The organism is Nonomuraea sp. NPDC049309, assembly GCF_043196965.1.
Taxonomy (GTDB): Bacteria; Actinomycetota; Actinomycetes; order Streptosporangiales; family Streptosporangiaceae; genus Nonomuraea; species Nonomuraea fastidiosa.
The window spans coordinates 240376-264703 of sequence record NZ_JBICSH010000007.1; the positions used below are offsets into that span (position 1 = coordinate 240376).

Here is a 24328-nt window from a genome sequence, read left to right on the forward strand (position 1 = left end):
AACACAATACTGATCGCGGGCTCAATATGATCACGAATCCGGAAATGTCCGGATTTCTTCAGCTTCGGACGAGCGACCACGCCATTCCATCGAGGATGTCGTGCTCACTGACGACGACCTGCGAAAACGCGAAACGGCGCACGATACGGTCGAGAATCAGCGCGCCGGCGCCGATCACGTCCACCCGCCCCGGATGCATCACCGGGATCCGCGCCCGCTCCTCGTGGGTCATCGCGAGCAGCCGCCGCGTCACCTCGTGCACCTGCTCGGCCGACAGCCGGGAGTGGTGGATGCGCTCCGGGTCGTAGTACGGCAGGTCCTGCGCGATGCCCGACACCGTCGTCACCGAGCCCGCCAGCCCGACCAGCGTCTTCGCCTTGCGCACCGGCACCTCGGCCTCGACCCGGTCGAGCGCGGCCTCGATGTCGGCGACGACCGCCTCGAGCGCCTCCGCCTTGGGCGGGTCTCCGGCGTCGCGCAGGTGCCGCTCGGTCAGCCGCACGCAGCCGATGTCGACCGACAGCGCGCCCTCGGCGTGCACGGAACCGACCACGAACTCCGTGGAGCCGCCGCCGATGTCCACCACCAGGTAGGGCGCGAGCGGGCCACGCGCCACCTCGGTCTCGGGCGACAGGCGCGTCAGGCCCCTGGTGGCGCCCGTGAACGACAGCTCGGCCTCCTCGGCGCCCGTGATCACCTCGGGCTCCACCCCGAAGATCTTCCGTACGCCGGTCACGAAGTCCTGCCGGTTGGCCGCATCGCGCGTCGCGCTCGTCGCCACCACGCGCGTCGCGGTGACGCCGTGGCGCTCGATCAGCTCCTGGTAGCCGCGCATCGCGGCGAACGTGCGCTCCAGGGCCTCGGGCGCGATCATGCCCGTGCGATCGACGCCCTGGCCGAGCCGGACGATCTCCATCCGCCGCTCGACGTCGGTGATCGCGTCATCGCCGACGTCGGCGATGAGCAGGCGCACGGAGTTGGTGCCGCAATCGATGGCCGCTACACGCATGGTCCGTCACTCCACCACTCGGGGAGTGCGTCCAGCGCCTCCCTGCCGAACGGGTTGATCCCGGGCACCGCCAGCTCGTGGGCCACGAGCGCGTGCAGGCACTTGACCCGCTCCGGCATGCCGCCCGTGCTCTGCATGCCGGGCGGCAGCGGCTCGATGCCCTGCTCACGGGCCGCCTGGTCGCGCCGCGCCAGATAGTCCTCGTGCGCCGCGCGGTAGGCCTCCGCCAGCTCCGGCTCGGTCGCCAGCCTGGCCTGCATCTCCCGCATCAGGCCGGAACCCTCGAGGGTGCCGATGGCCGAGGCGGCCTTGGGACAGGTCAGGTAGTAAAGAGTCGGGAAGGGCGAGCCGTCGGGCAGCCGCGGCGCGGTCTCCACCACGTCGGGGTTGCCGCACGGGCACCGGTGCGCGACCGCGCGCAGGCCTCTCGGCGGCCGTCCGAGCTGCCGCTCGACGATCTCGACGTCCTTACTGTCCAAGGCGTTCCCTTCCTGTCGCCTGCCCTCCGGCCGGCTGCCCCGTGGGCTCCCCGGCCGGCTCCGCCGTCGCCTGCGCGGGCTTACCGCCCGGCTGCTCCGCCGGCTTCTGCGTGGGCTCCTTCGCCGGCTGCGCGGGCTCTTTCGTGGCCTGCCCGGAAGGCTCACCGGTCGGCTTCTGCTCGGGCTTCCCGCTCGGCTCCGCGGAGGGCTTCCCGCTGGACCCCTTGGCGGGCTTCCCGCTCGGCTCCGCACCCGGCTTCCCGGAAGGAGCGGCGCCCTGCCGCCCGGTCACCGCCCTGCGGCCGGTGCCCTTGTCGGCGGCCTGCACCGACTCCCACAGCGTCTCGTACCACGGCGGCACCTGCGCGGGCTGCTTCACCGCCGCCTGCGCCTTGCCCTGCTCGGGCTCCATCACCACGTAGCACTTCTCGCCGGGACCGCAGTAATGCAGCCGCTCCTTCGCCGTCTTCTTGATCCAGTTGGGGTCGTCGCTCTGCCTGTCGCGAGCCAGCAGCGCCTGCTTCTCGGCCTCGACCCTGGCCTTCTCGGCACGCAGCTCCGCGATGCTGCGGCGCAGGCTGATGTACTCGCGCACAGGGTAGGCCAGGCTCATCGCGATCGCGCACACCACGACGGCCAGGATGGCCGCCCGCCCGGTGAGCTGCGGTCTCTTCGCCACTTGCTGCACACCCCCTCAAGTGCGGCTCGCGGCCGGAGAATCGGGGTGCCGCGAGCCGTACTCGAACCTAGCGCCGGAAACGCGGGAACGCCGCGCGACCCGCGTAGCGGGCGGCGTCGTCGAGCAGCTCCTCGATGCGCAGCAGCTGGTTGTACTTGGCCACCCGGTCGGAGCGGGCCGGAGCACCCGTCTTGATCTGGCCGCAGTTGACCGCGACGGCCAGGTCGGCGATCGTCGTGTCCTCGGTCTCGCCGGAGCGGTGGCTCATCATGCAGCGGTAGCCGTTGCGGTGGGCCAGGTCGACCGCGTCGAGGGTCTCCGACAGCGTGCCGATCTGGTTGACCTTGACCAGCAGGGCGTTGGCCGCGCCCTCCTTGATGCCGCGCTCGAGCCGCTCGGGGTTGGTGACGAAGAGGTCGTCGCCGACGAGCTGCACCTTGTCGCCCAGCTTGGCGGTGATGGCCTTCCAGCCCTCCCAGTCCTCCTCGTCGAGCGGGTCCTCGATGGAGACGAGCGGGTAGTTCGCGACCAGGTCCTCGTAGAAGGCGATCAGCTCCTGCGACGACAGGCCCTTGCCGTCGATCGTGTAGACGCCGTCCTTGTGGAACTCCGACGCCGCCACGTCGAGCGCCAGCGCGACGTCGTCGCCCGGCACGTAGCCGGCCCGCTCGATGGCGGTCAGGATGAGGTCGAGCGCGTCGCGGTTGGAGGGCAGGTTGGGCGCGAAGCCGCCCTCGTCGCCCAGGCCCGTGGCGTAGCCCTTCTCCTTCAGCACGCCCTTGAGCGCGTGGTAGACCTCGGTGCCCATGCGCACGGCCTCGCGGAAGGACTCCGCGCCGATCGGCGCGATCATGAACTCCTGGATGTCGACGTTGGTGTCGGCGTGGGCGCCGCCGTTGAGGATGTTCATCATCGGCACCGGCAGCAGGTGGGCGTTGGGGCCGCCGAGGTAGCGGAAGAGCGGCAGCTCGGCGCTGTCGGCCGCGGCCTTGGCCACGGCGAGCGAGACGCCCAGGATGGCGTTGGCGCCGAGCTTGGCCTTGTTGGGCGTGCGGTCCAGATCGATCATGATCTGGTCGATGATCCGCTGGTCCTCGGCCTCGATCCCGTTGATCTCCTCCTGGATCTCGTCGGTCACGGCGAGCACGGCCTTCTCCACGCCCTTGCCGCCGTAACGCTTGCCGCCGTCGCGCAGCTCGACCGCCTCGAACTGGCCGGTGGACGCCCCGCTCGGCACGGCCGCCCGGCCCCTGCTGCCGTCGTCGAGAATGACCTCGACCTCGACCGTCGGGTTGCCCCGGGAGTCGAGGATCTCGCGCGCGTATACGACCTCGATGGTAGCCACGGGATGCGCTCCTCAATCGAAAGCTGATATGCCATCAGAGCCTATCGGTACGGCCACCCCGCGCAGGCTTCCAGGTCACCGCGGCGCACTCGCGCGGCGACCTTCCGCGTCGTTCTACTGGGGGCTCGAGGACTCCCAGGCCCGCACGCGCTCGCGGTAGGCGCGGGCCGCGCCGCGCAGCTCCTTCTCGGCGTCGATCCCCGCGTCGGCGGCCCTGCGTACGAGGTCGAACAGCTCCCTGGCCACCCCCTGGCCGACCGCCGCCGACAGCGACTGCGGCGCGCCCGCACGCTCGGCCCTGCGCAGCAGCTGCGCCACCAGCGACAGCGCGGGCTGTCCCATCGGCACGCCGTCGAGCACCGACTCGGTGCCCTTGGCCGCGCGCTCCGCCGCCTTGATCGCCTCCCAGTTGGCGTTGACCTCGTCGGCGCTCTCCGCGCGCACGGACCCGAACACGTGGGGATGCCGCCTGACCAGCTTCTCCACGATGCCGGCCGCCACGTCGTCGATGTCGAAGTCCTCGGCCACGCGGGCGTGGAAGACCACCTGGAGCAGCAGGTCGCCCAGCTCCTCGCGCAGCGCCGGGTAGTCGCCCTGCTCGATGGTCTCCAGCACCTCGTACGCCTCTTCGAGCAGGTACGGCACCAGCGACTCGTGGGTCTGCTTGCGGTCCCACGGGCACTCGGTGCGCAGCCGGTCCATCACCGCCACCAGGTCGAGCAGCCGCGCCCCCGGCAGGTCATAGGAGCCGGGGACGACCTCGATGACCGGCGGCTCGTCGAGCGAGATCGCCGCCTGCCCGACCGCCCGCATGAAGTCCTCGCCGTCGTGCTCGGCCAGCCACACCACGGTCTCGGCCACCGCCCGGCGGGCCAGCGCCGCCGGGTCGGGCTCGACGACCTCGGCGGCGATGCCGGCGTCGGCGAGGTAGGGCAGCTGCGGGTGCTCGGCCGAGCCCGTCAGCACCGGGCCGGACCGCAGCGCCTGCCACGCCTGATGGCTCAGCAGGCCCGGCGCGACCCGGGGCGAGGTGGTGACGACGATCAGCGGCACGGATCAGCCCTGCGCCGCCTGCTCGCCCGCCTTGCCGAACCTGCCGGCGTCGACGAACAGCCCCGGCTGGCTCTGGTCGGTGTTGAGCTTGCCGAAGCGCGGGTTGATGACCCGCTTGACCGAGTTGAACTCATCGAGCAGCCGCTGCTGCCCGGACTGGCCGAACTGCTCCTGCAGCTTCCGCAGGCCGGTCATCGCCCGGCCGTAGTCGCGGGCGTCCGCCGGGGAGACGGCGTTGGCCAGGAGGTTGATCTCGGCGGACTCGTACTGCCCGGGGTCCTTGAGCGTGGCGTCCACCTCGCTCTCGGTCACCTGCACGTTGTAGCGGGCCATGAGCTGCTTGGAGGCGGCCACGTCGACCAGCCGGCGCAGCACCGCCTGGGAGACCGGCACGCTCAGCGCTGACTCGTCCAGGTTCGCCCGCTTGAGCGCGGCGATGTACTCCTGGGTGTCATCGTGGAGCTTGCTCATGGAGATGCGCTCGCTGCCCACAACGGCCGCGGCTCCGGCCTGCATGGGCGAGGAGCAGGCGGACAGCGCCACGGCGGCCGCCGCGGCGGCCACAGCCACTCGTATCGACTTCACGTACGTCCCTTCCGACCGGAAACCGCCGCTAGCTTACCCGGGCGGGTTCGAGGAACATCGCCTCGACCAGGTCACCACACCATGTGAGCAAGTCGAGGTCGCGCAGCGGCTGCCCGCCCAGCGGCTTGGTCTTGGGCACCGGCACCAGCAGCGTCTCCGCGGCCTGCTTGTATATCGCCTTCTTGTACAGCCGGTCGAGCCGCACCTGCTGCGACTCCTTGAGCCGTACCGGACCGAACTTGATGTTCTGCCCCTGCAGGGTGACGTCGGTGAGCCCGGCCGCCCGCGCCTTGATGCGGAACCGCGCGACCTCCAGGAGGTTCTCCACCTCCACCGGCGGCTTGCCGTAGCGGTCGGTCAGCTCGGCGCGCACCTCGTCGATGTGGACCGGGGTGGCGATGGCCGCGATCCGCTTGTACGCCTCCAGCCGCAGCCGCTCGGAGGTGACGTAGTCGTGCGGGATGTGGGCGTTGATCGGCAGCTCGACCTTGACGTCCTGCTGCTCCTCCTGCACCTCGCCGCCGGACAGCTTGGCCTTCTGCTCCTGCACGGCCTCGGCCATGAGGCGGACGTACAGGTCGAAGCCGACGCCCGCGATGTGGCCCGACTGCTCGGCGCCCAGCACGTTGCCCGCGCCGCGGATCTCCAGGTCCTTCATGGCGACGTACATGCCGGCGCCCATCTCGGTGTGCTGGGAGATCGTGGCGAGCCGCTCGTGCGCGGTCTCGGTCAGCGGCTTCTCCGGCGGGTAGAGGAAGTAGGCGTAGCCGCGCTCCCTGCCCCGGCCGACGCGCCCGCGCAGCTGGTGGAGCTGCGACAGGCCGTAGTTGTCGGCCCTGTCGACGATCAGCGTGTTGGCGTTGGGCACGTCGAGGCCCGACTCGACGATCGTGGTGGAGACGAGCAGGTCGTACTCGCGCTCCCAGAAGCCCACCATGATCTTTTCGAGCTGGTGCTCGTTCATCTGCCCGTGCGCGACCGCGATACGGGCCTCGGGCACCAGCTCGCGCAGCCGCGCGGCGACCCGGTTGATCGAGGCCACGCGGTTGTGCACGAAGAAGATCTGGCCGTCGCGCATCAGCTCGCGCCGGATCGCGGCGGCGATCTGCTTCTCGTCGTACGGCCCCACGAACGTGAGGATCGGATGCCGCTCCTCCGGCGGGGTGAGGATGGTGGACATCTCGCGGATGCCGGTCAGGCCCATCTCCAGCGTGCGCGGGATCGGCGTGGCGGACATCGCCAGCACGTCGACCTGCGTGCGCAGGTGCTTCATGGCCTCCTTGTGCTCGACGCCGAAGCGCTGCTCCTCGTCGATGATGATGAGCCCGAGGTCCTTGAAGCGCACCTCGGGGCTGAGCAGCCGGTGGGTGCCGATGACGACGTCGACCGCGCCCGTGCGCAGGCCGTCGAGCGTGCCCTTGATCTCGGCGTCGGTCTGGAAGCGGGAGACCGGCTTGACCGTGACGGGGAAGCTGGAGAACCGTTCGGTGAACGTGGACATGTGCTGCTGCACCAGCAGCGTCGTGGGCACCAGCACCGCGACCTGCTTGCCGTCCTGCACCGCCTTGAACGCCGCGCGCACCGCGATTTCGGTCTTGCCGTAGCCGACGTCGCCGCAGATCAGCCGGTCCATCGGGACGCCGCGCTCCATGTCGCGCTTGACCTCGTCGATGGCTTCGAGCTGGTCGGCGGTCTCGGCGTACGGGAAGGCGTCCTCCATTTCGCGCTGCCACGGCGTGTCGGGGCTGAAGGCGTGGCCCGGCGACGCCATGCGCGCGGAGTAGAGCCTGATCAGCTCGCCGGCGATCTCCTTGACCGCCTTCTTCGCCCGCGACTTGGCCTTGGCCCAGTCGGCGCCGCCCATGCGGTTGAGCGTGGGCGACTCGCCGCCGACGTAGCGGGTGACCTCGTCGAGCTGGTCGGTGGGCACGTAGAGGCGGTCGCCCTTGGCGTACTCGATGACCAGGTATTCGCGGGTGGCACCCTGCACGGTGCGCTGCACCATCTCGACGTAGCGGCCGACGCCGTGCTGCTCGTGGACGACGTAGTCGCCGACCTTGAGCTGGAGCGGATCGACCATGTTGCGGCGGCGCGAGGGCAGGCGCCGCATGTCCTTGGTGGACGCCTTCTGGCCGACCAGGTCGAGGTGGGTGAGCACGGCCAGGCCGGGGGTGATGAAGCCGTGCTCGATGCGGCCGGTCGTGACGTGGACGACCTTCGGCTCCGGCGCCTTGTCGAGGGAGGCGTGCAGCCTGGCCGGCACGTCGACGCCCTTGAGCAGCTCGACCATGCGCTCGGCGGGGCCGTGGCCCTCGCTGAGCAGCACGACGGCCTTGTCCTCGGCCAGCCAGCCCTTGATGTCGGCGAGGGCCTTGGAGGTGTCGCCGCGGTAGGCCTCGGAGTCCTGCGCGTCGAGCTCGATGCCGCCGCCGAACGGCGCCATCGTCCACCACGGCCGGCCGAGCGCGGAGGCGTGGTCGCGGATCTCCTCCAGCGTCCGGAACGCGGCGGCGCCGAGGTCGATGGGGGCCTCGCCGCCGGCCGCCGCGTTGATCCACGAGGCTTCGAGGAACTCCTGCGAGGTGCGTACCAGCTCTTCCGCCCGCCCCCTGATCCGCTCGGGGTCGCACACGAACACCGCCGAGTGCGCGGGCAGGTGGTCGAGCAGCAGGTCCATCTCGCCGGCCAGCGCGGGCGCGAACGCCTCCATGCCCTCGACGGGGGTGCCGCCGGCGAGCTGGTCGAGCACCTCGGCGAGCGCCGGGTACTCGGCGGCCAGCTCGCGCGCCCTGGCCCGCACCTCGTCGGTCAGCAGCAGCTCGCGGCACGGCGGCGCGAACAGCCCCTCGTCGGCCGCTTCGAGCGAGCGCTGGTCTGCCACCTTGAACCAGCGGATCTCCTCGACCGTGTCGCCCCAGAACTCAAGGCGCAGCGGGTGCTCCTCGGTGGGCGGGAACACGTCGAGCAGGCCGCCGCGCACCGCCACCTCGCCGCGCCGCTCCACCATGTCGACCCGGTGGTAGCCGTTGTCGACCAGGGCGCGCACCACCTCGTCGAGGTCGGCGTCGTCGCCGGCGCGCAGCCTGATGGGCTCGAGGTCGCCGAGTCCCTTCACGATGGGCTGCAGCAGGGCGCGCACCGGCGCGACGATCACGCTGAGCGGCCCGGCGGCGGCGTCGCCCTTGACCGGGTGGGCCAGCCTGCGCAGCACCGCCAGCCGCTGGCCCACGGTGTCGCTGCGCGGCGACAGCCGCTCGTGCGGCAGCGTCTCCCACGCGGGGAACACCGCGACCGACGACGGCTCGATCAAGCTGGTGAGTGCCGCGGCCAGGTCCTCGGCCTCGCGCTCTGTGGAGGTCACGGCGAGCACCGTGCGCTGGTCGTGCGCGGCGAGGGCGGCCACACCGAACGGACGCAGCGAGGAGGGCGCGACCAGCGCGACGTCGCCTCCCTCTTCGAGAGCGGCGGTCAGCTTCGGGTCGGCGCGAACAAGGTCAAGTAGCCCGGAAAGACTCATCAGATACGCCCACAGCCCCACGACGGCAACACGACTACCCCCGGACGGGGAATGTCGCGGGGGTTCCGTACCAGACTACTCGCCGTGAAACCTCAGCCGACGCGGTAACCAGGCACGGAGGGCCAGCGCACGGTGAGGACCGTGGACGGCTCCTCGGCCCGCCAGGAGTGGCCGATGCCCTTGCCCCACACCACGTAGTCGCCCGGCTTCTCCAGCAGCACGCTGCGGCCCGGCAGCTCGACGCGGAAGCGCCCGCTGATCAGGATGAGCAGCGCGGTGCGCACTTCGTTCTCCACCCACGCGGCCCGCTCGTCGCCCGCGGGGTGCACGCCCCACTTGATCTCGACGTCTTCGCTGTGTCTCGGGTCGCCCGGGGGTTTGAAGTGACCGAGCAGCCACCCCCTGTCGAGGGGGGCGTCGACGTTGGCGTTGCCCACGTAGACGCCGTCGTAGACCTGGTCGTCCGCCTGATCGCTCACGGGGCAGGACGCTAGCAGGGAAATGCCTTACCGATTCCACTTGGTTGATTACTGTAGGTGACATGTCTGAGGTGCGATCGGTCGCCTGCAGCGGCGACCTCTTCGAGCAGCGGCTCCGCGAGCACTGCGCCGGCCAGCCGATCCGGCGGCTCGACGTGCTGGTCGCCGGGTGCGCGCACGGCGAGCCGCTGGTGCTCGACCACATCGAGACCAGGGCCACCGGAGCCGACGAGGACCTGCCCGCGGTCAGGAAGGTCGTGGAGGAGCGGGCCGACCTCGTCTCCTACTCGCTCGGCGACCTGCGCTCGGTGCCGCTGCCGCCGCGCGGCTTCGACGTGATCCAGCTGTCGTTCCTGCTGGAGCGGGTGCGCCACGCGGAGCTGGTGTTCGACCGGCTGCTGCAGGCGCTGCGGCCGGGCGGGCTGGTGCTGCTGCGGGTGCGCGACCGCCGCTCCGCCTACGGCCTGCTCGACCGCCTCACGCCGGGCTGGCTGCGCAAGCCGCTGTGGCGGGCGCTGGTCGGTCCGGGCACGCCGGGCCCGCTGCCCGCCGTGTACGAGCCGCTGGCGTCCAGCGACGGCCTCCACGCGTTCTGCCTGAGCCGGGGCCTGATGATCACCGACGACGAGCGCGCCGTCAGCGGCCCCGCCCGCGCCCGCCGCCCCGTCGCCGCTCTCGTGTCCCTGGTGTCCAAGCTGACCAGCGGCCGCTTCCCCGCCTCCCACGACGAGATCACGATGGTGATCAGGAAGCCTCAGCACCACTTCGCCCGCCTCATCTAGCGGTCGAGTCAGGGGCCGGGGAGCGGCACACTGGTCTGGTACGGACCGAGCACACTCTGAAGAGTTGGGATGCAGAACGTGGAGTGGACCCCCGACCCGCGCGAGCTGGCCGACCTCGAACTCCTGCTGTCGGGCGCGTTCGAACCGCTGACGGGGTTCCTGGGCCATGACGACCTGCACTCCGTGTACGAGCGCGGCACGCTGGCCGACGGCACTCCATGGCCCGCGCCCGTCACCCTCCACATCGGCGCCGACCTGTCCCCCGGCGACGAGGTCACGCTGCTCGATCCCGAGGGGCTGCCGCTCGCGGCGCTCACCGTGACCGGCCACGAGCCCGACGGGCTGACCTCGGGCCCGGTCAAGGCGCTCGGCACGCCCGAGCACGGCCCGTTCGCCCGGCTGCGGCGCACTCCCGCCCAGGTCAAGGAGGAGCTCGGCGGGCGTCCCGCGCTCGCCGTCACCATGCGCGGGCCGCTCGACGACCTGGACGAGGTGACGGCCACCGCCAAGGAGCTCGACGCGGTCGTCCTGCTGCTGCCGCTCGCGTACGGCGAGGCGGGCCCGGCCGTCGTGCGCGCCGCGCTGCGCGCCAAGGAGCGGCTGCCCGAGGGCACGCTGGTGGTCCCGGTGCCGCTCGCGCCGCGCGATGAGCCGGAGATCGACCTGGAGCTGCGCGAACACGTCGCCGCCGCGTACGGCGCCGCCGAGCACATGGCGGGCCCCGACCCGGTGCACATCCCCGGCCCGCCGCACCGCCGCGGCCTGGTGGTCTTCTTCACCGGCCTGTCGGGCTCGGGCAAGTCGACGATCGCGCGCGGCCTGCGCGACGCGCTGCTGGAGTCCGGCAGCCGCACGATCACCTACCTCGACGGCGACGTGGTGCGCAAGCTGCTGTCGAAGGGCCTGACGTTCTCCAAGGCCGATCGCGACCTCAACATCCGCCGCATCGGCTTCGTCGCCGCCGAGGCGGCCCGCCATGGCGGCCTGGCCATCTGCGCCCCCATCGCGCCGTATGCGGCCACCCGCGCGGAGGTGCGCGAGATGGTCGAGTCGGTGGGCGCCGACTTCCTGCTGATCCACGTCGCGACCCCGCTCGAGGAGTGCGAGCGGCGCGACCGCAAGGGCCTGTACGCCAAGGCCCGCGCCGGCCTGATCCCCGAGTTCACCGGCATCTCCGACCCCTACGAGGAGCCCGACGACGCCGACCTGGTGATCGACACCACGCACCTGTCGATCGAGGCGGCCGTCTCCCGCGTGCTCGACACGATCAAGGCCGGCGGCTGGGTGCGCTGAGCGCCCCAGCGCGGCATCCCATCACGGCACCCGGCCACTGCGCCCCGGCGCGGCGCCTCGCCGTGCCCGCGTCAGGGCCTGGGGACGGGCGTGGAGCGGAAGTAGGGGTCGCGGGCCAGCCGGGTGAAGGCGCGGTCGGCGCCGCCGTCGGAGTCGAAGCTGGTGTCGCCGCGCGGCGCCTGCGGCGAGTCGAAGTAGATCAGCGCCTTGATCTGCGGGTATCGCTTGATCTGGCGCAGCACGGACTCGAAGAACGTGCGCTTGAACCCGCGGTCGTACGAGCGCTCGAACACGCCCCACTCGGCCACCATGACCGGCTTGCCGGGGAAGCGCGCCTGCATCCACCGGTAGAAGCCCGGCCAGTCCGGGTACTCCTTGCGTGTCTTGTTGACCAGCCCGTCGAAGTCCTGGACCCGGTCGTCGGCGTACGGGTCCATCGCCACCCAGTCGACCACGTCGTCACCCGGGTAGAGGTCCTCGAACCACGGCTTGGCCGCCCAGTTGGGCGCCCCCATGTACGTCATGACGATGACCGCATTGCGCACGCCCTGCGCCCGCAGCCGCAGCACGACGTGGCGGAACATGGCGGCGTAGTCGGTGGCCTGCATGCCGGAGCGGGCGGAGGCGTCGACGTCGTCCTCCGGCTCGTGGTGCAGGGTGAGGAAGAACCGCTCGGGGAACGTGCGCCTGATGTGCGCGGCGAGCCGGTCGATCCTGCGGTCGAGCTTGCCCGCGGCGATCTGCGCCCAGGTGTGCTGGAACGACGGCTTCCAGTTGATCATCAGCAGCCGCGGCCTTTCGGGGTCGCGGGCCAGCCTGACCTCGGCGGGCGTGGGGAACAGCTCGCGGCCCCGGTGATAGACGTGCACCACGTCGGCCGCAGCGCCCATGCGCATCTCCGCGCCGTGCAGGGCCTGCTCGATCGGCACGCCGGTGAACACCTCGGGCGCGAGGCCCCACCAGGCGCCGCAGGACGGGATCAGCTTGGAGGTGGCCGTGCAGGCGGGCGACCCCGCCGCCTGCTTGGCCGCGGGAGCCTGGACCGGCGCGGGGACGGGTGAGCCCGCGGCGGTGGAGCAGGCGGCCAGCCCGGCGGCCAGCGCAGTGACGAGCACTGTGACGAGCGCTGTGACGAGCACGCCGGCCATGGCCCCCCGCGCAGAGGCCGGCGGCGGCGCGAGAACACCGGACGTCGCTTTCCGCGAAATTCCCCGTAGCAGCAAAGTCTTCCAACCCCTTCGTCGAACGACCCCGGCTGTCACACCTGAACCTTGCCATGTCATTCCAGGAACTTCAGCCAGTGTGAGAGTTAGCCCTGCTCGTGGCGGGTAAAAGGCGGCCCGGGAAATAACCCTAGAAACCGAAATATGAGCATTTCCCGGGCGGCTTATCCGGGAAAAATCTTGAAGTATTGAACCGGGGTGATCAGACGCCGCCCTATAGTGGGCGCACCACTTCGGCGGTGACGCGATGGCGCCAGGCGGCCACGCAACGTACACACTCAGGAGACCATCCCCCATGAGCTCCGGTACCGACCTGGACGCACACCTCTCGCTGCTGCGCAGGCGATGGCTGGTCCTGGTGGGCTGCGTCGTCGTGGGCGGCACGGCAGCGCTCGCGCTGCTGCGGATCGTCCCGCCCGCCTACACCGCGACCGCGCAGGTGCTCGTGCTGCCGATCGGCGCGGGCGAGCAGGTCAACCAGGTGACCGCCCGGCACCGCGAGGCGCTCAACCTCGACACCGAGGCACAGATCGCCCGGTCGGCCGTGGTCGCCGCGCGCGCCGCCCGCACGCTGGGCGTCGACGCCGTCGAGCCGGTCGAGGCGGCCGTGCCGCCCAACTCCTCGGTGCTGCTGCTGTCGGTGACCGCCGCCGACCCCGAAGCCGCGGCGGCGCGCGCCACCGCGTACGCCGAGGCCTACCTCGCACACCGCCGCGAGAGCGCGCTGACCGCCATGGCCCGCCAGCAGGAGGCGGTGCTGACCAAGCTCAAGCAGGTCAACGCCGCCATCGACCGGGTGATCAGGCAGCTCGCCACCCTGCCCAAGGGCCCGGAGCGCGCGATCGCCGTGCAGCGCCACGGCGTGCTCAACCGGCAGGCGGCCGGCCTCGCCGTCAAGTACGACGCCCTGCGCACCGTCGCCGTCACCCCGGGCACGATCATCAGCAGGCCCGTGCCGCCCGCCGCGCCCAGCTCCCCCAGCCTGCCCCTCTACCTCGGGACCGGCCTCATGCTCGGCCTGCTGGCCGGCGTGGCCGCCGCGTACGTGCGCGACCGCCTCGACACCCGCCTGCGCACGCCCGCCGACGTCGAGCGGCTCACCGGCCTGCCCGTGCTCGGCGACCTGTCGGGCCCGCGCCGGCCCGGCGTGCTGCATGACCTGGCGAGCTCGCTCGTCGCCGCCTGCCCCGGCAAGCGGCTGCTGGTCGTCGCGCTGCCCGCCGACCTGTACTCCGCGTCGCTGTCCGAGCCGCTCGCGGTGAGCGCGCCGCTGGTCGTGCTCGACGGCACCGACGTGCGCGACCTGTCCAGAGCCGACGCCGCCGTGCTGCTCATCGGCCTGGGCCGGGTCACCTCGCGCGAGGTGGCCGCCGCCGCGCGCCGCCTGGCCAGGCACAGCGTGCCGCTCGTCGGCGCGGTGACCGCCACCGACGCCGTCCCGTCGTTCGTGCCGCTGCTCGAGCCGCACCCGCCCGCCTCGCTCGGCAAGCTCGTCGCCACCGGCGAGCTGCGCGCCGCCCGGCCAGGAGCGCAGGACGAGACCGGCCCGCTGCAGACGCTGCGCCGCCGTCATGGCCGATCGACGTGATCGGGCCCGCGTGGCCCATCGCGGCGCTGCTGGTCGGCTACCCGCTGTGGTGGGCGCTGGGGTTCGGCGGACTGTCGGTGGTGGTGCTCGCCGTGCCCATGGCCGTGCTGCTGTGGCGGCGGCGGCCGGTCAAGGTGCCGCGCGGCTTCGGCCTGTGGCTGCTGCTGCTCGCCGGCTACCTGGTGAGCGGCCTGATGCTGGGCGAGTCGCCGCCGGGCACGTACGGCGAGTTCGGCGCGGGCCGGCTGATCGGCTACGGCATGCGCTTCGCGCTCTACTGCGCGGTCCTGATCATGGTGCTCTACCTCGGCAACCTCACCGAGCGCGAGCTGCCGCAGCTGCGGCTGGTGCGGATGCTGGGCGTCTTGTTCGTCATCACCGTGGCCGGGGGGCTGCTCGGCGTGCTGGCCCCCGGATTCGAGTTCACCTCGCCGGTCGAGCGGCTGCTGCCCGAGTGGATCGCCGGGAACCCGTTCGTGCAGAACCTCATCCATCCGACGGCCGCGCAGACCCAGAAGGTGCTCGGGTTCTCGCTGCCCAGGCCGGAGGCGCCGTACGAGTGGGCCAACGCCTGGGGCAGCAACGCGTCGGTGCTGCTGGTCTGGTTCGTCGTCGGATGGTGGGTGTACGGCCGGGCGCGGCAGAAGATCTTCGTGGCCGTGGTGGTCGCCCTGGCCGCGGTGCCGATCGTCTACTCGCTCAACCGCGGGCTGTGGATCGGCCTGGGGCTCGCCGTGCTCTACCTGATCGTCCGGGTGGGCGGCAGGACCAGGGTGGCGCTGTGCGCGACGGTCGCGGCCGCCGTGCTCGCGTTCCTGCTGAGCCCGCTCGCACCGCTGTTCGCGCAGCGGCTCGACCGGCCGCACTCCAACGACATCCGCGCCTTCACGGTGAGCGCCACCCTCGCCGCCGCCGCCCACTCCCCTGTGATCGGTTACGGCAACACCCGCAACGCCACCGGCAACCACCGCTCGATCACCACCGGCAAGACCGGCTGGTGCCCCGGCTGCGGGCATCCGCCGCTCGGCAGCGACGGCCAGCTCTGGCTGCTGATCATCACCCAGGGGTTCACAGGGGCCGCGCTGTACGTGGCGTTCTTCGTGGGGGCGATCCGCCGCCACTGGCGCGACCGCAGCCCGATCGGGCTGGGCGGGGTGCTCGTGATGGGCTTCGTGCTGCTCTACATGTTCATCTACGACGGGCTCGTCACGCCGCTCAGCCTCTACCTCATCTCGTTCGCCCTCCTGTGGAGGAACGCGCACACGGCCGGGGGACCGTCATGAACGACGCCGCCGTGCGGCTCGGCTACCTCGCCGACACCGTACGCCTGCTGTATCCGGGGGCCGGCGCGCCCCGCCCGTACACGGTGCTGCCGCACCCCGCCCTGCCCCGCAGGCTGGCGCCGCGCCGCTGGTGGCACCTCGGGTCGCGGGTGGTGGTGCCGGTCGAGGGGTCGATCGCCGACCACCTGGGCGAGGTCTTCCAGCGCCCGGTCGAGACCGTCCTGCACGTACGCCCGGCGCGGCGGGCCAACCGCAAGCCCATCCTGGAGGCCCGCGCGGACGGCCGGCTGCTGGCGTTCGTGAAGATCGGCGACACCGAGCGGGCGCGCGGGCTCGTCGACGCCGAGGCGGCGACCCTGCGCAGGCTGGCCGCGCTCCCCCTGCGCACCGTCACCGTCCCGGCCGTGCTGCACCACGGCGACTGGCGCGGCATGTCGGTGCTCGCGCTCTCCCCGCTACCGGTGCGCAGGGGCCGGGTGCCCGCGCCGCTGCTGCTGGAGGCGGCCAGGGAGATCGCCGCCACCGGCGGCGCCCGGCCCGCCTGGCACGGCGACTTCACGCCGTGGAACCTCAGCCGCGGCCCCGGCGGGCGGCTGCTGGTGTGGGATTGGGAGCGCTACGAGGTGGGCGTCCCCCTCGGCTTCGACGTGCTGCACCACTTCTTCCACCGGGCCCTGCGCAGGATGCGCCCGCCGGTCGCGGCCAAGGCCTGCCTCGCCCAGTCCGTATGCCTGCTGGCCCCGCTGGGCCTGTCGTCGGCCACGGCCAGGCGGACCGCGCTGCGCTACCTCATCGCGCTGGCCGACCGGCACGCCGCCGACGGTCACGCGCCGTTCGGCCCGCCGCGGTCGTGGCTCAACCCGGCCGTCGATCACGAGGAGCTGCTGATATGAGGAGCACGAAGCGCTCGGTCCTGTCGCTGTCGCGGACCACGGGACGGTTCACCTCGGCCGCCCGCGTGCTGCCGTCGTTCCTGATCGCGGGCGCGCAGCGCTGCGGCACCACCTCGCTCTACCGCGCGCTCGCCCAGCACCCGCTGCTGCTCAAGCCCGTGCTGCACAAGGGCGTGCACTACTTCGACGTGGACTACTGGCGCGGCATGTCCTGGTATCAGGGGCACTTCCCGCTGCGGGTGGGCGCCGCGCTGCTCACCCACCGGTACGGCCACCGCCCCCAGGCGTACGAGTCGTCCCCGTACTACCTGTTCCATCCGCTGGCCGGGCAGCGCATCGCCGCCGACCTGCCCGGCGTGAAGCTGATCGTGCTCGTCCGCGACCCCGTCGAGCGGGCCTGCTCCGCCCACGCCCACGAGCTGGCCAGGGGCTACGAGACCGAGTCGCACTTCGAGCGGGCGCTGGAGCTGGAGGAGGAGCGGCTGGCCGGGGCCGAGGAGCTGCTGCGCACCTCGCCGCACGCGCTGCACCACTCGCACCGCCACCACGCCTACCTCGCGAGGGGCCGCTACGCCGACCAGCTCGACCGGCTGGAGCCGCTGTTCGGCCGCGACCGCATTCTGGTGCTCGACAGCCACCGCTTCTTCGCCGAGCCGGAGACCGCCTACGACCGGGTGCTGGAGTTCCTCGGCATGCCGCACCTCGGCTATCCCGTCTTCGAGCGCTACAACCGGCGTTCGCTGCCGCGTCCCGTGCCGCGGGCGCTGGCCGGGCGGCTGCGCGACCACTTCGAGCCCTGGGACGCGCGGCTGGTGCGCTGGCTGGACGGTGAGCCCTCGTGGCGGCGCTGACCGCCCGCAGGGGGCTCGCCGGGCTGTCGGGGGCCGCGTTCGGCGCGGTGGCGCAGGTCGTGCTCGTCGTGGTGGTGACCAGAACGTACCCGGCAGCCGAGGCCGGGGCGTTCTTCACCGCGACCGCGCTGGCGCTGATGGCGGCCGGGATCGCCAAGCTCGACGCCGGCAACGGGCTCGTCTACTTCATCGCCCGCGCCAGGTCGTACGGCTACCGCGGCGTCTCCGGCTACATCAGGGCCGCCGTGCTGCCCTGCCTGGTCGTGGCCGTGGCGGCGGCGGCCGTGCTGTTCCCGCGGCTCGGGCCCGCCGCCGGGCTGCTGCCCGTCATGGTGGCCGCCGACGTGCTGCTCGCGGCCGGGCGCGGGTTCGGGGCGCTGCGCCCGACCGTGCTGCTCGACGGGCTGCTCGTGCCCGGCGGCCAGCTCCTGCTGGTCTCCGCCGCCGCGCTGGCCGGGTTGGGCGGCTGGTGGCTGCTGCCCGCGTGGGCCGCGCCGTACGTGCCGGTGCTGGTGCTCGCCGCCTTCTGGCTGCGCAGGCGCGTCACGTGGACGCCCTATCTGCCGGGGACCGCGCTCGACCTGTGGCGGCACACCGCGCCGCGCTCGCTCGCCGGCGCCATCCAGGCCGTCTTCCAGCGGGTGGACATCGTGATCGTGGCGCTGCTCGCCGGGCCGGCCGCCGCCGCCGTCTACACCGCCGCCACCCGGGTCAAGGTCGTCGGGCAGCTCGCCAACCAGGGGCTCGCGCAGGCCGTGCAGGCGGGGCTGGTCAGGGCGCTGGCCGACGGCGAACGGGAGCGGGCCAGGGAGCTGTACCAGGCCGCCACGGCGTGGCTCGTGGTGCTCACCTGGCCGCTCTGGCTCGCGTACGCGGGGCTCGCGCCGTGGCTGCTGCGCGTGTTCGGCCCCTCGTACGGCGCCGCCGCCCCCATCGCGCTGGTCCTGGCCGGCACGATGATGGTGGCGACCGCCTGCGGCATGGTGGACGTCGTCCTGACCGCCGCCGGCCACACCGGCGTCAGCCTGCTCAACCTGCTGGCCGCCATCGGCTGCACGGTGCTGCTCGACCTCGCGCTGATCCCCGCCCACGGGGCGCTCGGCGCGGTCGCCGGCTGGTCGGGCGGCATGCTGGTGAAGAACCTGCTGCCGCTGTGGCAGCTCCACCGCCGCTACCGGCTCCACCCGTTCGGCCGCCACACGCTGACCGCGCTGCGCGGCCCGCTGCCGCGGAGGCCCGCATGACGGTGCTGGTCACCGGGCTGCCGCGCAGCGGCACGAGCTGGACGGGCCGCATGCTGACCGCTGGCCGCGAGCTGATCTACGTCAACGAGCCGCTCAACCCCCAGCACCCGCCGGGCCGCTGCCCCGGCGTGCTCGCCGCCCAGGTGACGCACCGCTTCCAGTACATCTGCGACGACAACGCGGACGTCTGGCTGCCCGCCTTCCGCGACACGGCGGCCCTGCGCTACCGGTGGCTCGCCGAGCTGCGCGCGAACCGCTCACCGTACGACCTGGCGCGGATGCTGCGCTACGGCACGGCGTTCGCGTACGGCAGGCTCACCGGGCGGCGGGCGCTGCTCGACGACCCGTTCGCGGTGCTGAGCGCCGGGTGGTTCGCGCGGCGGCTGGGCTGCCGGGTCATCGCCCTGGTCCGTGACCCGGTGTCGTTCGTGGCGAGCTGGCAGCGGCTCGGCTGGACCGTCCACTTCCACGAGCTGCTCGACCAGCCGCTGCTCGTCCGCGACCATCCCGAGCTGCTCGAGCTGCGGGAGCTGGTCGGCTCGCAGGACCGGGTGGCCAAGGCGGCGGCGCTGTGGCGGGTCACGACGGGCGTCCTGCGCCGTACCCCGGGGATCAGGCTCGTCTCGTACGAGTCGCTGGCCGCCGACCCCGTCCCCGGCTTCCGCGACCTGTACGGCTACGCGGGGCTGCGCTGGACCCCGGCCGCCGAGCGGCGCATCGCGCGGGCCTGCACCGGCGGCGGTCGGGCGGCGGCGTTCGCCTGGTCGGGCCTGTCGCGTACGGCCTACCGGCGCATGGACCCCAAGCTCGCCCTGGCCGACCCCGCGAGAGGGCTCACCGGCGAGGACGCCGAACGCGTCCGCACCCTGACCGCCACGGCCTGGACCCCCGGGCCGACGACGGCGCGGGCGGGCCGGTAGCGAGGTCGGCGACGGGGCCCGGGTGGGCGGCCAGGCGGACGGCCAGGCGGGCGGGCGGCCGGGTCAGCGGCGGCGCAGGCGGGCGGCCAGGCAGCCGCCCAGCAGGCGGGCCGCGAACGGCAGGTCGTCCACCAGGTACCGCCGCGCCAGCCGTCCCGGCTCGCCGGCGAGCCGGAACGCCCATTCGAGCCCGGCCCGCCGGACCCACAGCGGCGCCCTGGCCACGGTCCCGGCGGCGAACGCGATGGCCGCGCCGCACCCCAGGAACCACGCCCCGGGCAGCTCCCGCCGTAACCCGGCGATGAGGAGGTCCTGCCGGGGGAAGCCGAGCCCGGCGAACACCAGCCGGGGCGCCGCCGCCACCACCTTCGCGCGCACCTCGGCCACGCCCTCGGGCGTGCGGTCGAATCCGTACGGCGGCGCGTACGCCCCGCACACCCGCAGCCCGGGGCAGGCGGCGGCGAGCCGGCCGGCCGCCCGCTCGGCCACCTCGGGCGGGCCGCCGCCGAGCAGGTACACCGGCCAGCCCCGGGCGGCGGCGAGCCCGCTGAGCGACCAGATGAGATCGGCTCCGGTGACCCGCTCGGGCACGGGCGTGCCGAGCAGCCTGGCCGCCCACACCAGCGGCATGCCGTCGGCGACGACCAGATCGGCCGACCCGATGAGCCTGCGCAGCGCGGGGTCGGCGGAGGCGGCCCGGCAGATGTCGACGTTCGGGGTGACGATGTGGCCGCCCCGCCCGGCGTCCATGGCCGCCGCCACCCGCCGCAGCACGTCCTCCTCGCGTACGGCGTCCACCTCGACGCCGCCGACGCGCACCCTGCCCGGCGCCGGAGGCGAGAGGGGCGGAGCGGAAGTGAGCGCGGCGGTGGGCGCGGGAGTGAGCGCGGCGGTGGGCGCGGGAGTGGGCGCGGCGGTGGGCGCGGGGGTGGGCGCGGTCATATGCCGTGTCCCCGCCGCTGCAGCGCCGACAGCACGGCGGAGGCCGGGACCAGACCGGCCGCCACGGCGGCGGCGATCGCGCCGCGCGGCTCCAGGAGCCGGGTGGTGACGGTGCGGGCGGCCCACCGCAGGGCCGCCCGCCGCTGCCCCAGCGCCGCGTGGCTGAAGGCGAGCTGGCCGTAGACCCGCGCCGCGCCGCACGGATCCACGGCCAGTTCGGGATGCCGGGCGAGCATCCACTCGAGCCCGGCAATGCGGTCGGCCCACCGGGCCGCGTAGTGGGACCTGGCCCAGCGCACCAGCACGAGCGGGCGGTCGATGTGGACGAGAGGCCGCCGCTTGGCGGCGCGCAGGGCCAGGTCCCAGTCTTCGTTCTGTCCCGCGGGGGCGCTCTCGTCGGGGCGGAGCGCGCCGCGCCGGAACAGGAACGTCGATGAGTGCACCATCATCATGCGCGAGCGGGTCAGGTCGGCGGCCGTCACCGTGCCGGTGCCGGCCAGCCGGGCGACGCGGCGGCCGGCGTGCTCGACCTCGATCGCGCAGCTCGCGAACTCGCCTCCGGCCCGCTCCAGCGCCTCGGCCTGCGCGGCGAGCTTGCCGGGCAGCCACACGTCGTCGTCGTCGCAGAACGCGATGAGCTCGGTCGCGCAGGCGTCGATGCCGGTGTTGCGCGCGCCGGGCAGCCCGGGGGTGCGGGTGTTGGGCAGCACCCGTAACGGCAGGCCGTCGAGCGACCGCGCCGCCTCAGCGGCGAGTGCGGGGCCGCCGTCGGCGACCACGACCACCTCCAGCGGCCCGGCGTACCGCTGGGCGAGCACGGCCTCCACGGCCTCGCGCAGCTGCCCTGGACGGTCGCCACGGGTCGGGATGACCACCCCGACCGACGGCGGCGCGCTCACGCGGCCGCGCCCCGGCCGCCCCGGCCCGCTCACCCGGCCGGACCCCGGAAACCCCGGCCCGCTCACCCGGCCGGACCCCGGAAACCCCGGCCCGCTCACGCGGCCACGCCCCGGTAGCCGTAACGGGCGCGAAGGGGCCAGGTGAGCGCGGCGACCAGCCGCCGGTCGGCGCCGGGCAGCGCCGACCGCCAGGAGTCGTCGCGCCGCAGCTCCACCGGCCCGACCCGGAAGCGCATGGGGTTGCCCGACACCGTGTGCGACGCGCTCAGCCACGCCGTGCGGCCGTCGAGGAAGCCGGGCTCGGGCAGGCCGAGGCCACGGGCCAGCGCGGCCAGAGCGGGGCCGGGGGCGGCGAGCAGGTCTTCGTACCGGATCCTGGTGACGCGGGCACCGCGTGCGGCGAGCAGCTCGATCGCGGCGTTCTGCGCGGACCAGTGGACGGCCGTGCGGGCGGGGCTCCACCGGGTCATCGGCCGGCCGTTCTCCGGCCGGTGGACGGTCCTGCTCCAGGAGTGCGCGACGGCGCGCGGGTCGCGGACCACGTGCACGACGTGGACGTCGGCCCCGCTCTCGACGAGGCAGCAGGCCAGCGAGGCGTGCTTGCTGGAGTCGATCACGACCGGCGCGCCGGCGGCGGCGTAGAGCCGCAGATAGGCGCGGGTGTACTCGGCCAGGTCGGGGTGGCCGATGCGGGGAATCCTGCGCGTGCGGTCGATGCGTCCGCGCAGGGCGAGCACGCGCTCGGCCAGCAGGCGGGACCAGCCGCCGAAGGCGCGCTCCCCCACCTGCCGCCAGAAGGGACATGCGGGGAAGGCCGTGCCGCACCCGCACGGCTCCCCCGCGAGCACCCCTCGCTCCCACAGGTGCACCACCTCGCCCAGCGCCACCACTCCGGGAAGCTCTCCGAGGAGCCTTTCCAGCAGAGTGGTGCCGCTGCGGCCGAGACCGCCCAGGTAGACGACCCGGGGACTAGCGCGATCTGTCACGGAACGAGGGGGCTTTCGCGTCGTCGAACACCGAACGCGATGACCCTAGCGCGGACAGTAATCGTCAGGTCACGGAACGCCTAAAGATCTACCTGGACGAGTCGATGATCATCCCGGCGCCGACGGTGCCGTTGGTGGCCTCGTCGATCAGGATGAATCCGCCGGTCAGCCGGTTGCGCGCGTAGTCGTCCACGAACAGCGGCTGGGTGATCCGCAGCGAGACGCGGCCGATCTCGTTGAGGCCGAGCGCGGTCGCCTCCTCGTCGCGGTGCAGCGTGTTGATGTCGAGCCGGTAGTGCAGGTCGCGCACCAGCGCGCGGGCGGTCCTGGTGGTGTGCTTGATGGCCAGCTTGGAGCGCGGCGTGAGCTTGACGCCGTCGGCCATCCAGCAGACCATCGCCTCCAGCTCCTGGGCCACCCTCGGCTGGTTGTTGGGCCTGGCGATCATGTCGCCGCGCGAGATGTCGAGGTCGTCCTCGAAGCGCAGCGTCACCGACATGGGCGGGAACGCCTCCTCGACCGGCCCGTCGTAGGTGTCGATCGAGGCGATGCGGGTGGTCAGGCCCGACGGCAGGTGCACCACCTCGTCGCCCGGCTTGAGCACGCCGCCCGCCACCTGGCCCGCGTAGCCGCGGTAGTCGTGGAAGGCCGGGTCGGTGGCGCGCTGCGGCCTGATGACGTACTGCACGGGGAAGCGCACGTCGGTCAGGTTGCGGTCGGAGGCGATGTGGACGTTCTCCAGGTGGTGCAGCAGCGACGTGCCCGCGTACCACGGCATGTTCTCCGACCGCGACACGACGTTGTCGCCGTTGAGCGCCGAGATCGGGATGAACGTCAGGTCGGAGACGTTGAGCTTGGAGGCGAACGCGGTGAACTCCTCGCGGATCTCCTCGAAGCGCTCCTGGGAGTAGCCGACCAGGTCCATCTTGTTGACCGCGAGGACCAGGTGCGGCACGCGCAGCAGCGAGGTCAGGAACGCATGGCGCCGCGATTGCTCGAGCACGCCCTTGCGGGCGTCGATGAGGATGATGGCGAGGTCGGCCGTGGAGGCGCCGGTCACCATGTTGCGGGTGTACTGGATGTGCCCCGGCGTGTCGGCGATGATGAACTTCCTGCGCGGGGTCGCGAAGTACCGGTACGCCACGTCGATCGTGATGCCCTGCTCCCGCTCGGCCCGCAGGCCGTCGGTCAGCAGCGACAGGTCGGTGTACTCGGTGCCCCGGTCGCGGGAGGTCCGCTCGACCGCCTCGAGCTGGTCCTCGAAGATCGCCTTGGAGTCGTACAACAACCGCCCGATGAGGGTGGACTTGCCGTCATCGACGCTTCCTGCGGTGGCAAAGCGCAGAATGTCCATCAGAAGTAGCCCTCTCGCTTGCGGTCCTCCATGGCGGCCTCGGACGAGCGGTCGTCGGCCCGCGTGGCCCCCCGCTCGGTGATACGGGTGGCCGCGATCTCCTGGATGATCTCCTCGACCGTGCTGGCCGTGGACTGCACGGCGCCGGTGCAGGTCATGTCGCCCACCGTGCGGTAGCGCACCACCGCTTCGAACAGCGGCTCGTCGTCGTCGCGCGGCACCACCTCGGAGTCGGGCAGCAGCATGCCGTCGCGCTCGAAGACCTTGCGGGTGTGGGCGAAGTAGATGGACGGGATCTCGATGCCCTCGCGCCTGATGTAGTCCCAGACGTCGAGCTCGGTCCAGTTGGACAGCGGGAAGACCCGGATGTGCTCGCCCTTGCGGATGCGGGCGTTGTAGAGGTTCCACAGCTCGGGGCGCTGGTTCTTCGGGTCCCACTGCCCGAAGTCGTCGCGGAAGGAGAACACCCGCTCCTTGGCGCGCGCCTTCTCCTCGTCGCGCCTGGCGCCGCCGAAGACCGCGTCGAACTCGTGCTCCTCGATCGCGTCGAGCAGCGTCGTGGTCTGCAGCCGGTTGCGTGAGGCGCGCTTGCCGGTGTCCTCGACGACGCGGCCCGCGTCGATGGAGTCCTGGACGCTGGCGACGATCAGCCGGGCCCCCAGCTCGGCGGCGCGCCGGTCACGGAACTCGATGACCTCTTTGAAGTTGTGTCCCGTGTCGACGTGCATCAGCGGGAACGGGATCGGCGCGGGCCAGAACGCCTTCTCGGCGATGCGGAGCATGACGATCGAGTCTTTGCCGCCGGAGAAGAGCAGACACGGCCGCTCGAACTCGGCGGCCACCTCGCGCATAATGTGGATGGCCTCGGCCTCGAGCACGTCGAGCTGCGACGTCGTGTAGTCGCGCTGGAGCATGGAAGCTTCC

At 72.7% G+C, this 24328-nt stretch carries 22 protein-coding genes; 8 read left to right on the forward strand and 14 right to left on the reverse strand.

What is annotated here, in order from left to right; translation table 11 throughout:
• Positions 1-58: 58 nt before the first annotated feature.
• The 8 genes from ACGFIM_RS35470 to ACGFIM_RS35505 all read right to left on the reverse strand — a co-directional run bounded on the left by ACGFIM_RS35470 (position 59) and on the right by ACGFIM_RS35505 (position 9146).
• A complete protein-coding gene (locus ACGFIM_RS35470; protein WP_393209893.1) occupies positions 59-1009 on the reverse strand; it encodes an exopolyphosphatase in 951 nt (316 codons plus the stop codon).
• Entirely contained in the window at positions 1000-1488 is a 489-nt protein-coding gene (locus ACGFIM_RS35475) for a DUF501 domain-containing protein (protein ID WP_393209896.1), read from the reverse strand. The genes ACGFIM_RS35470 and ACGFIM_RS35475 overlap by 10 nt, the downstream gene beginning before the upstream one ends.
• Positions 1478-2167, reverse strand: a complete 690-nt coding sequence (locus tag ACGFIM_RS35480) for a septum formation initiator family protein (RefSeq protein WP_393209899.1) — start codon at positions 2165-2167, stop codon at positions 1478-1480. Before ACGFIM_RS35480 ends, ACGFIM_RS35475 begins: the two co-directional genes overlap by 11 nt.
• A 67-nt stretch (positions 2168-2234) precedes the next feature.
• On the reverse strand, positions 2235-3512 hold the full coding sequence (gene eno, locus ACGFIM_RS35485) for a phosphopyruvate hydratase (protein ID WP_393209902.1): 1278 nt from the start codon (positions 3510-3512) through the stop codon (positions 2235-2237).
• Between the two features lie 114 nt (positions 3513-3626).
• Positions 3627-4565, reverse strand: coding sequence for a MazG family protein (locus ACGFIM_RS35490; RefSeq protein WP_393209905.1), 939 nt, complete (start codon positions 4563-4565; stop codon positions 3627-3629).
• A 3-nt stretch (positions 4566-4568) separates the two neighbouring features.
• Complete coding sequence (locus ACGFIM_RS35495) at positions 4569-5150, reverse strand: SurA N-terminal domain-containing protein (RefSeq protein ID WP_393209907.1); 582 nt, start codon at positions 5148-5150, stop codon at positions 4569-4571.
• 28 nt (positions 5151-5178) lie between these two features.
• Positions 5179-8667: a transcription-repair coupling factor gene (gene mfd / locus ACGFIM_RS35500; protein WP_393209910.1), complete on the reverse strand. Its 3489-nt coding sequence runs from the start codon at positions 8665-8667 to the stop codon at positions 5179-5181.
• 92 nt (positions 8668-8759) lie between these two features.
• The gene (locus ACGFIM_RS35505; protein ID WP_393209913.1) at positions 8760-9146 is read right to left on the reverse strand and encodes a signal peptidase I; all 387 of its coding nucleotides are present in this window, start codon (positions 9144-9146) and stop codon (positions 8760-8762) included.
• A 62-nt stretch (positions 9147-9208) separates the two neighbouring features.
• On the opposite strand from ACGFIM_RS35505, the gene ACGFIM_RS35510 reads away from it, so the two are divergent.
• Both ACGFIM_RS35510 and cysC read left to right on the forward strand, forming a co-directional pair.
• Positions 9209-9928: a class I SAM-dependent methyltransferase gene (locus ACGFIM_RS35510; RefSeq protein WP_393209916.1), complete on the forward strand. Its 720-nt coding sequence runs from the start codon at positions 9209-9211 to the stop codon at positions 9926-9928.
• A 69-nt stretch (positions 9929-9997) separates the two neighbouring features.
• The gene (cysC, locus tag ACGFIM_RS35515) at positions 9998-11221 is read left to right on the forward strand and encodes an adenylyl-sulfate kinase (protein ID WP_393209919.1); all 1224 of its coding nucleotides are present in this window, start codon (positions 9998-10000) and stop codon (positions 11219-11221) included.
• A gap of 71 nt (positions 11222-11292) precedes the next feature.
• Here the strand turns inward: cysC and ACGFIM_RS35520 are convergent, their stop codons facing one another.
• The gene (locus tag ACGFIM_RS35520; RefSeq protein ID WP_393209922.1) at positions 11293-12360 is read right to left on the reverse strand and encodes a glycoside hydrolase family 26 protein; all 1068 of its coding nucleotides are present in this window, start codon (positions 12358-12360) and stop codon (positions 11293-11295) included.
• A 379-nt stretch (positions 12361-12739) separates the two neighbouring features.
• Here ACGFIM_RS35520 and ACGFIM_RS35525 point away from each other — a divergent pair, with 379 nt between their 5' ends.
• The 6 genes from ACGFIM_RS35525 to ACGFIM_RS35550 are packed head-to-tail and all read left to right on the forward strand — an operon-like array spanning position 12740 to position 19223.
• On the forward strand, positions 12740-14032 hold the full coding sequence (locus ACGFIM_RS35525) for a Wzz/FepE/Etk N-terminal domain-containing protein (protein ID WP_393209925.1): 1293 nt from the start codon (positions 12740-12742) through the stop codon (positions 14030-14032).
• Positions 14029-15315 (forward strand): hypothetical protein, encoded by a 1287-nt coding sequence (locus ACGFIM_RS35530; RefSeq protein WP_393209928.1) that lies wholly within the window; start codon positions 14029-14031, stop codon positions 15313-15315. Before ACGFIM_RS35525 ends, ACGFIM_RS35530 begins: the two co-directional genes overlap by 4 nt.
• Positions 15312-16208 carry a hypothetical protein gene (locus tag ACGFIM_RS35535; protein WP_393209931.1) on the forward strand — a complete coding sequence of 299 codons (897 nt, stop codon included), beginning with the start codon at positions 15312-15314 and terminating at the stop codon, positions 16206-16208. The genes ACGFIM_RS35530 and ACGFIM_RS35535 overlap by 4 nt, the downstream gene beginning before the upstream one ends.
• Positions 16205-17059, forward strand: coding sequence for a sulfotransferase domain-containing protein (locus ACGFIM_RS35540; RefSeq protein ID WP_393209934.1), 855 nt, complete (start codon positions 16205-16207; stop codon positions 17057-17059). Before ACGFIM_RS35535 ends, ACGFIM_RS35540 begins: the two co-directional genes overlap by 4 nt.
• Positions 17047-18303 (forward strand): lipopolysaccharide biosynthesis protein, encoded by a 1257-nt coding sequence (locus ACGFIM_RS35545; protein WP_393209937.1) that lies wholly within the window; start codon positions 17047-17049, stop codon positions 18301-18303. The genes ACGFIM_RS35540 and ACGFIM_RS35545 overlap by 13 nt, the downstream gene beginning before the upstream one ends.
• Complete coding sequence (locus ACGFIM_RS35550) at positions 18300-19223, forward strand: sulfotransferase (RefSeq protein ID WP_393209940.1); 924 nt, start codon at positions 18300-18302, stop codon at positions 19221-19223. Before ACGFIM_RS35545 ends, ACGFIM_RS35550 begins: the two co-directional genes overlap by 4 nt.
• 63 nt (positions 19224-19286) lie before the next feature.
• Here the strand turns inward: ACGFIM_RS35550 and ACGFIM_RS35555 are convergent, their stop codons facing one another.
• The 5 genes from ACGFIM_RS35555 to cysD all read right to left on the reverse strand — a co-directional run bounded on the left by ACGFIM_RS35555 (position 19287) and on the right by cysD (position 24318).
• Positions 19287-20165 (reverse strand): WecB/TagA/CpsF family glycosyltransferase, encoded by an 879-nt coding sequence (locus ACGFIM_RS35555; protein ID WP_393209943.1) that lies wholly within the window; start codon positions 20163-20165, stop codon positions 19287-19289.
• On the reverse strand, positions 20162-21064 hold the full coding sequence (locus tag ACGFIM_RS35560) for a glycosyltransferase family 2 protein (RefSeq protein WP_393209945.1): 903 nt from the start codon (positions 21062-21064) through the stop codon (positions 20162-20164). Before ACGFIM_RS35560 ends, ACGFIM_RS35555 begins: the two co-directional genes overlap by 4 nt.
• A gap of 95 nt (positions 21065-21159) precedes the next feature.
• Entirely contained in the window at positions 21160-22050 is an 891-nt protein-coding gene (locus tag ACGFIM_RS35565; protein WP_393209948.1) for a sulfotransferase, read from the reverse strand.
• Positions 22051-22138: 88 nt separating this feature from the next.
• Positions 22139-23404, reverse strand: a complete 1266-nt coding sequence (cysN, locus tag ACGFIM_RS35570) for a sulfate adenylyltransferase subunit CysN (RefSeq protein ID WP_393209951.1) — start codon at positions 23402-23404, stop codon at positions 22139-22141.
• Positions 23404-24318: a sulfate adenylyltransferase subunit CysD gene (gene cysD / locus ACGFIM_RS35575; protein ID WP_393209954.1), complete on the reverse strand. Its 915-nt coding sequence runs from the start codon at positions 24316-24318 to the stop codon at positions 23404-23406. The genes cysN and cysD overlap by 1 nt, the downstream gene beginning before the upstream one ends.
• Positions 24319-24328 lie beyond the last annotated feature (10 nt).

What these genes read in the sequence shown, in the direction of transcription:
- ACGFIM_RS35510 (WP_393209916.1), top strand. Translation starts at nt 9,209, where the DNA reads ATGTCTGAGGTGCGATCGGTCGCCTGCAGCGGCGACCTCTTCGAGCAG.
- ACGFIM_RS35540 (WP_393209934.1), top strand. Translation starts at nt 16,205, where the DNA reads ATGAGGAGCACGAAGCGCTCGGTCCTGTCGCTGTCGCGGACCACGGGA.
- ACGFIM_RS35550 (WP_393209940.1), top strand. Translation starts at nt 18,300, where the DNA reads ATGACGGTGCTGGTCACCGGGCTGCCGCGCAGCGGCACGAGCTGGACG.
- ACGFIM_RS35555 (WP_393209943.1), bottom strand. Translation starts at nt 20,165, where the DNA reads ATGACCGCGCCCACCCCCGCGCCCACCGCCGCGCCCACTCCCGCGCCC.
- cysN (WP_393209951.1), bottom strand. Translation starts at nt 23,404, where the DNA reads ATGGACATTCTGCGCTTTGCCACCGCAGGAAGCGTCGATGACGGCAAG.
- ACGFIM_RS35525 (WP_393209925.1), top strand. Translation starts at nt 12,740, where the DNA reads ATGAGCTCCGGTACCGACCTGGACGCACACCTCTCGCTGCTGCGCAGG.
- mfd (WP_393209910.1), bottom strand. Translation starts at nt 8,667, where the DNA reads ATGAGTCTTTCCGGGCTACTTGACCTTGTTCGCGCCGACCCGAAGCTG.
- ACGFIM_RS35535 (WP_393209931.1), top strand. Translation starts at nt 15,312, where the DNA reads ATGAACGACGCCGCCGTGCGGCTCGGCTACCTCGCCGACACCGTACGC.
- cysD (WP_393209954.1), bottom strand. Translation starts at nt 24,318, where the DNA reads ATGCTCCAGCGCGACTACACGACGTCGCAGCTCGACGTGCTCGAGGCC.
- cysC (WP_393209919.1), top strand. Translation starts at nt 9,998, where the DNA reads ATGCAGAACGTGGAGTGGACCCCCGACCCGCGCGAGCTGGCCGACCTC.
- ACGFIM_RS35470 (WP_393209893.1), bottom strand. Translation starts at nt 1,009, where the DNA reads ATGCGTGTAGCGGCCATCGATTGCGGCACCAACTCCGTGCGCCTGCTC.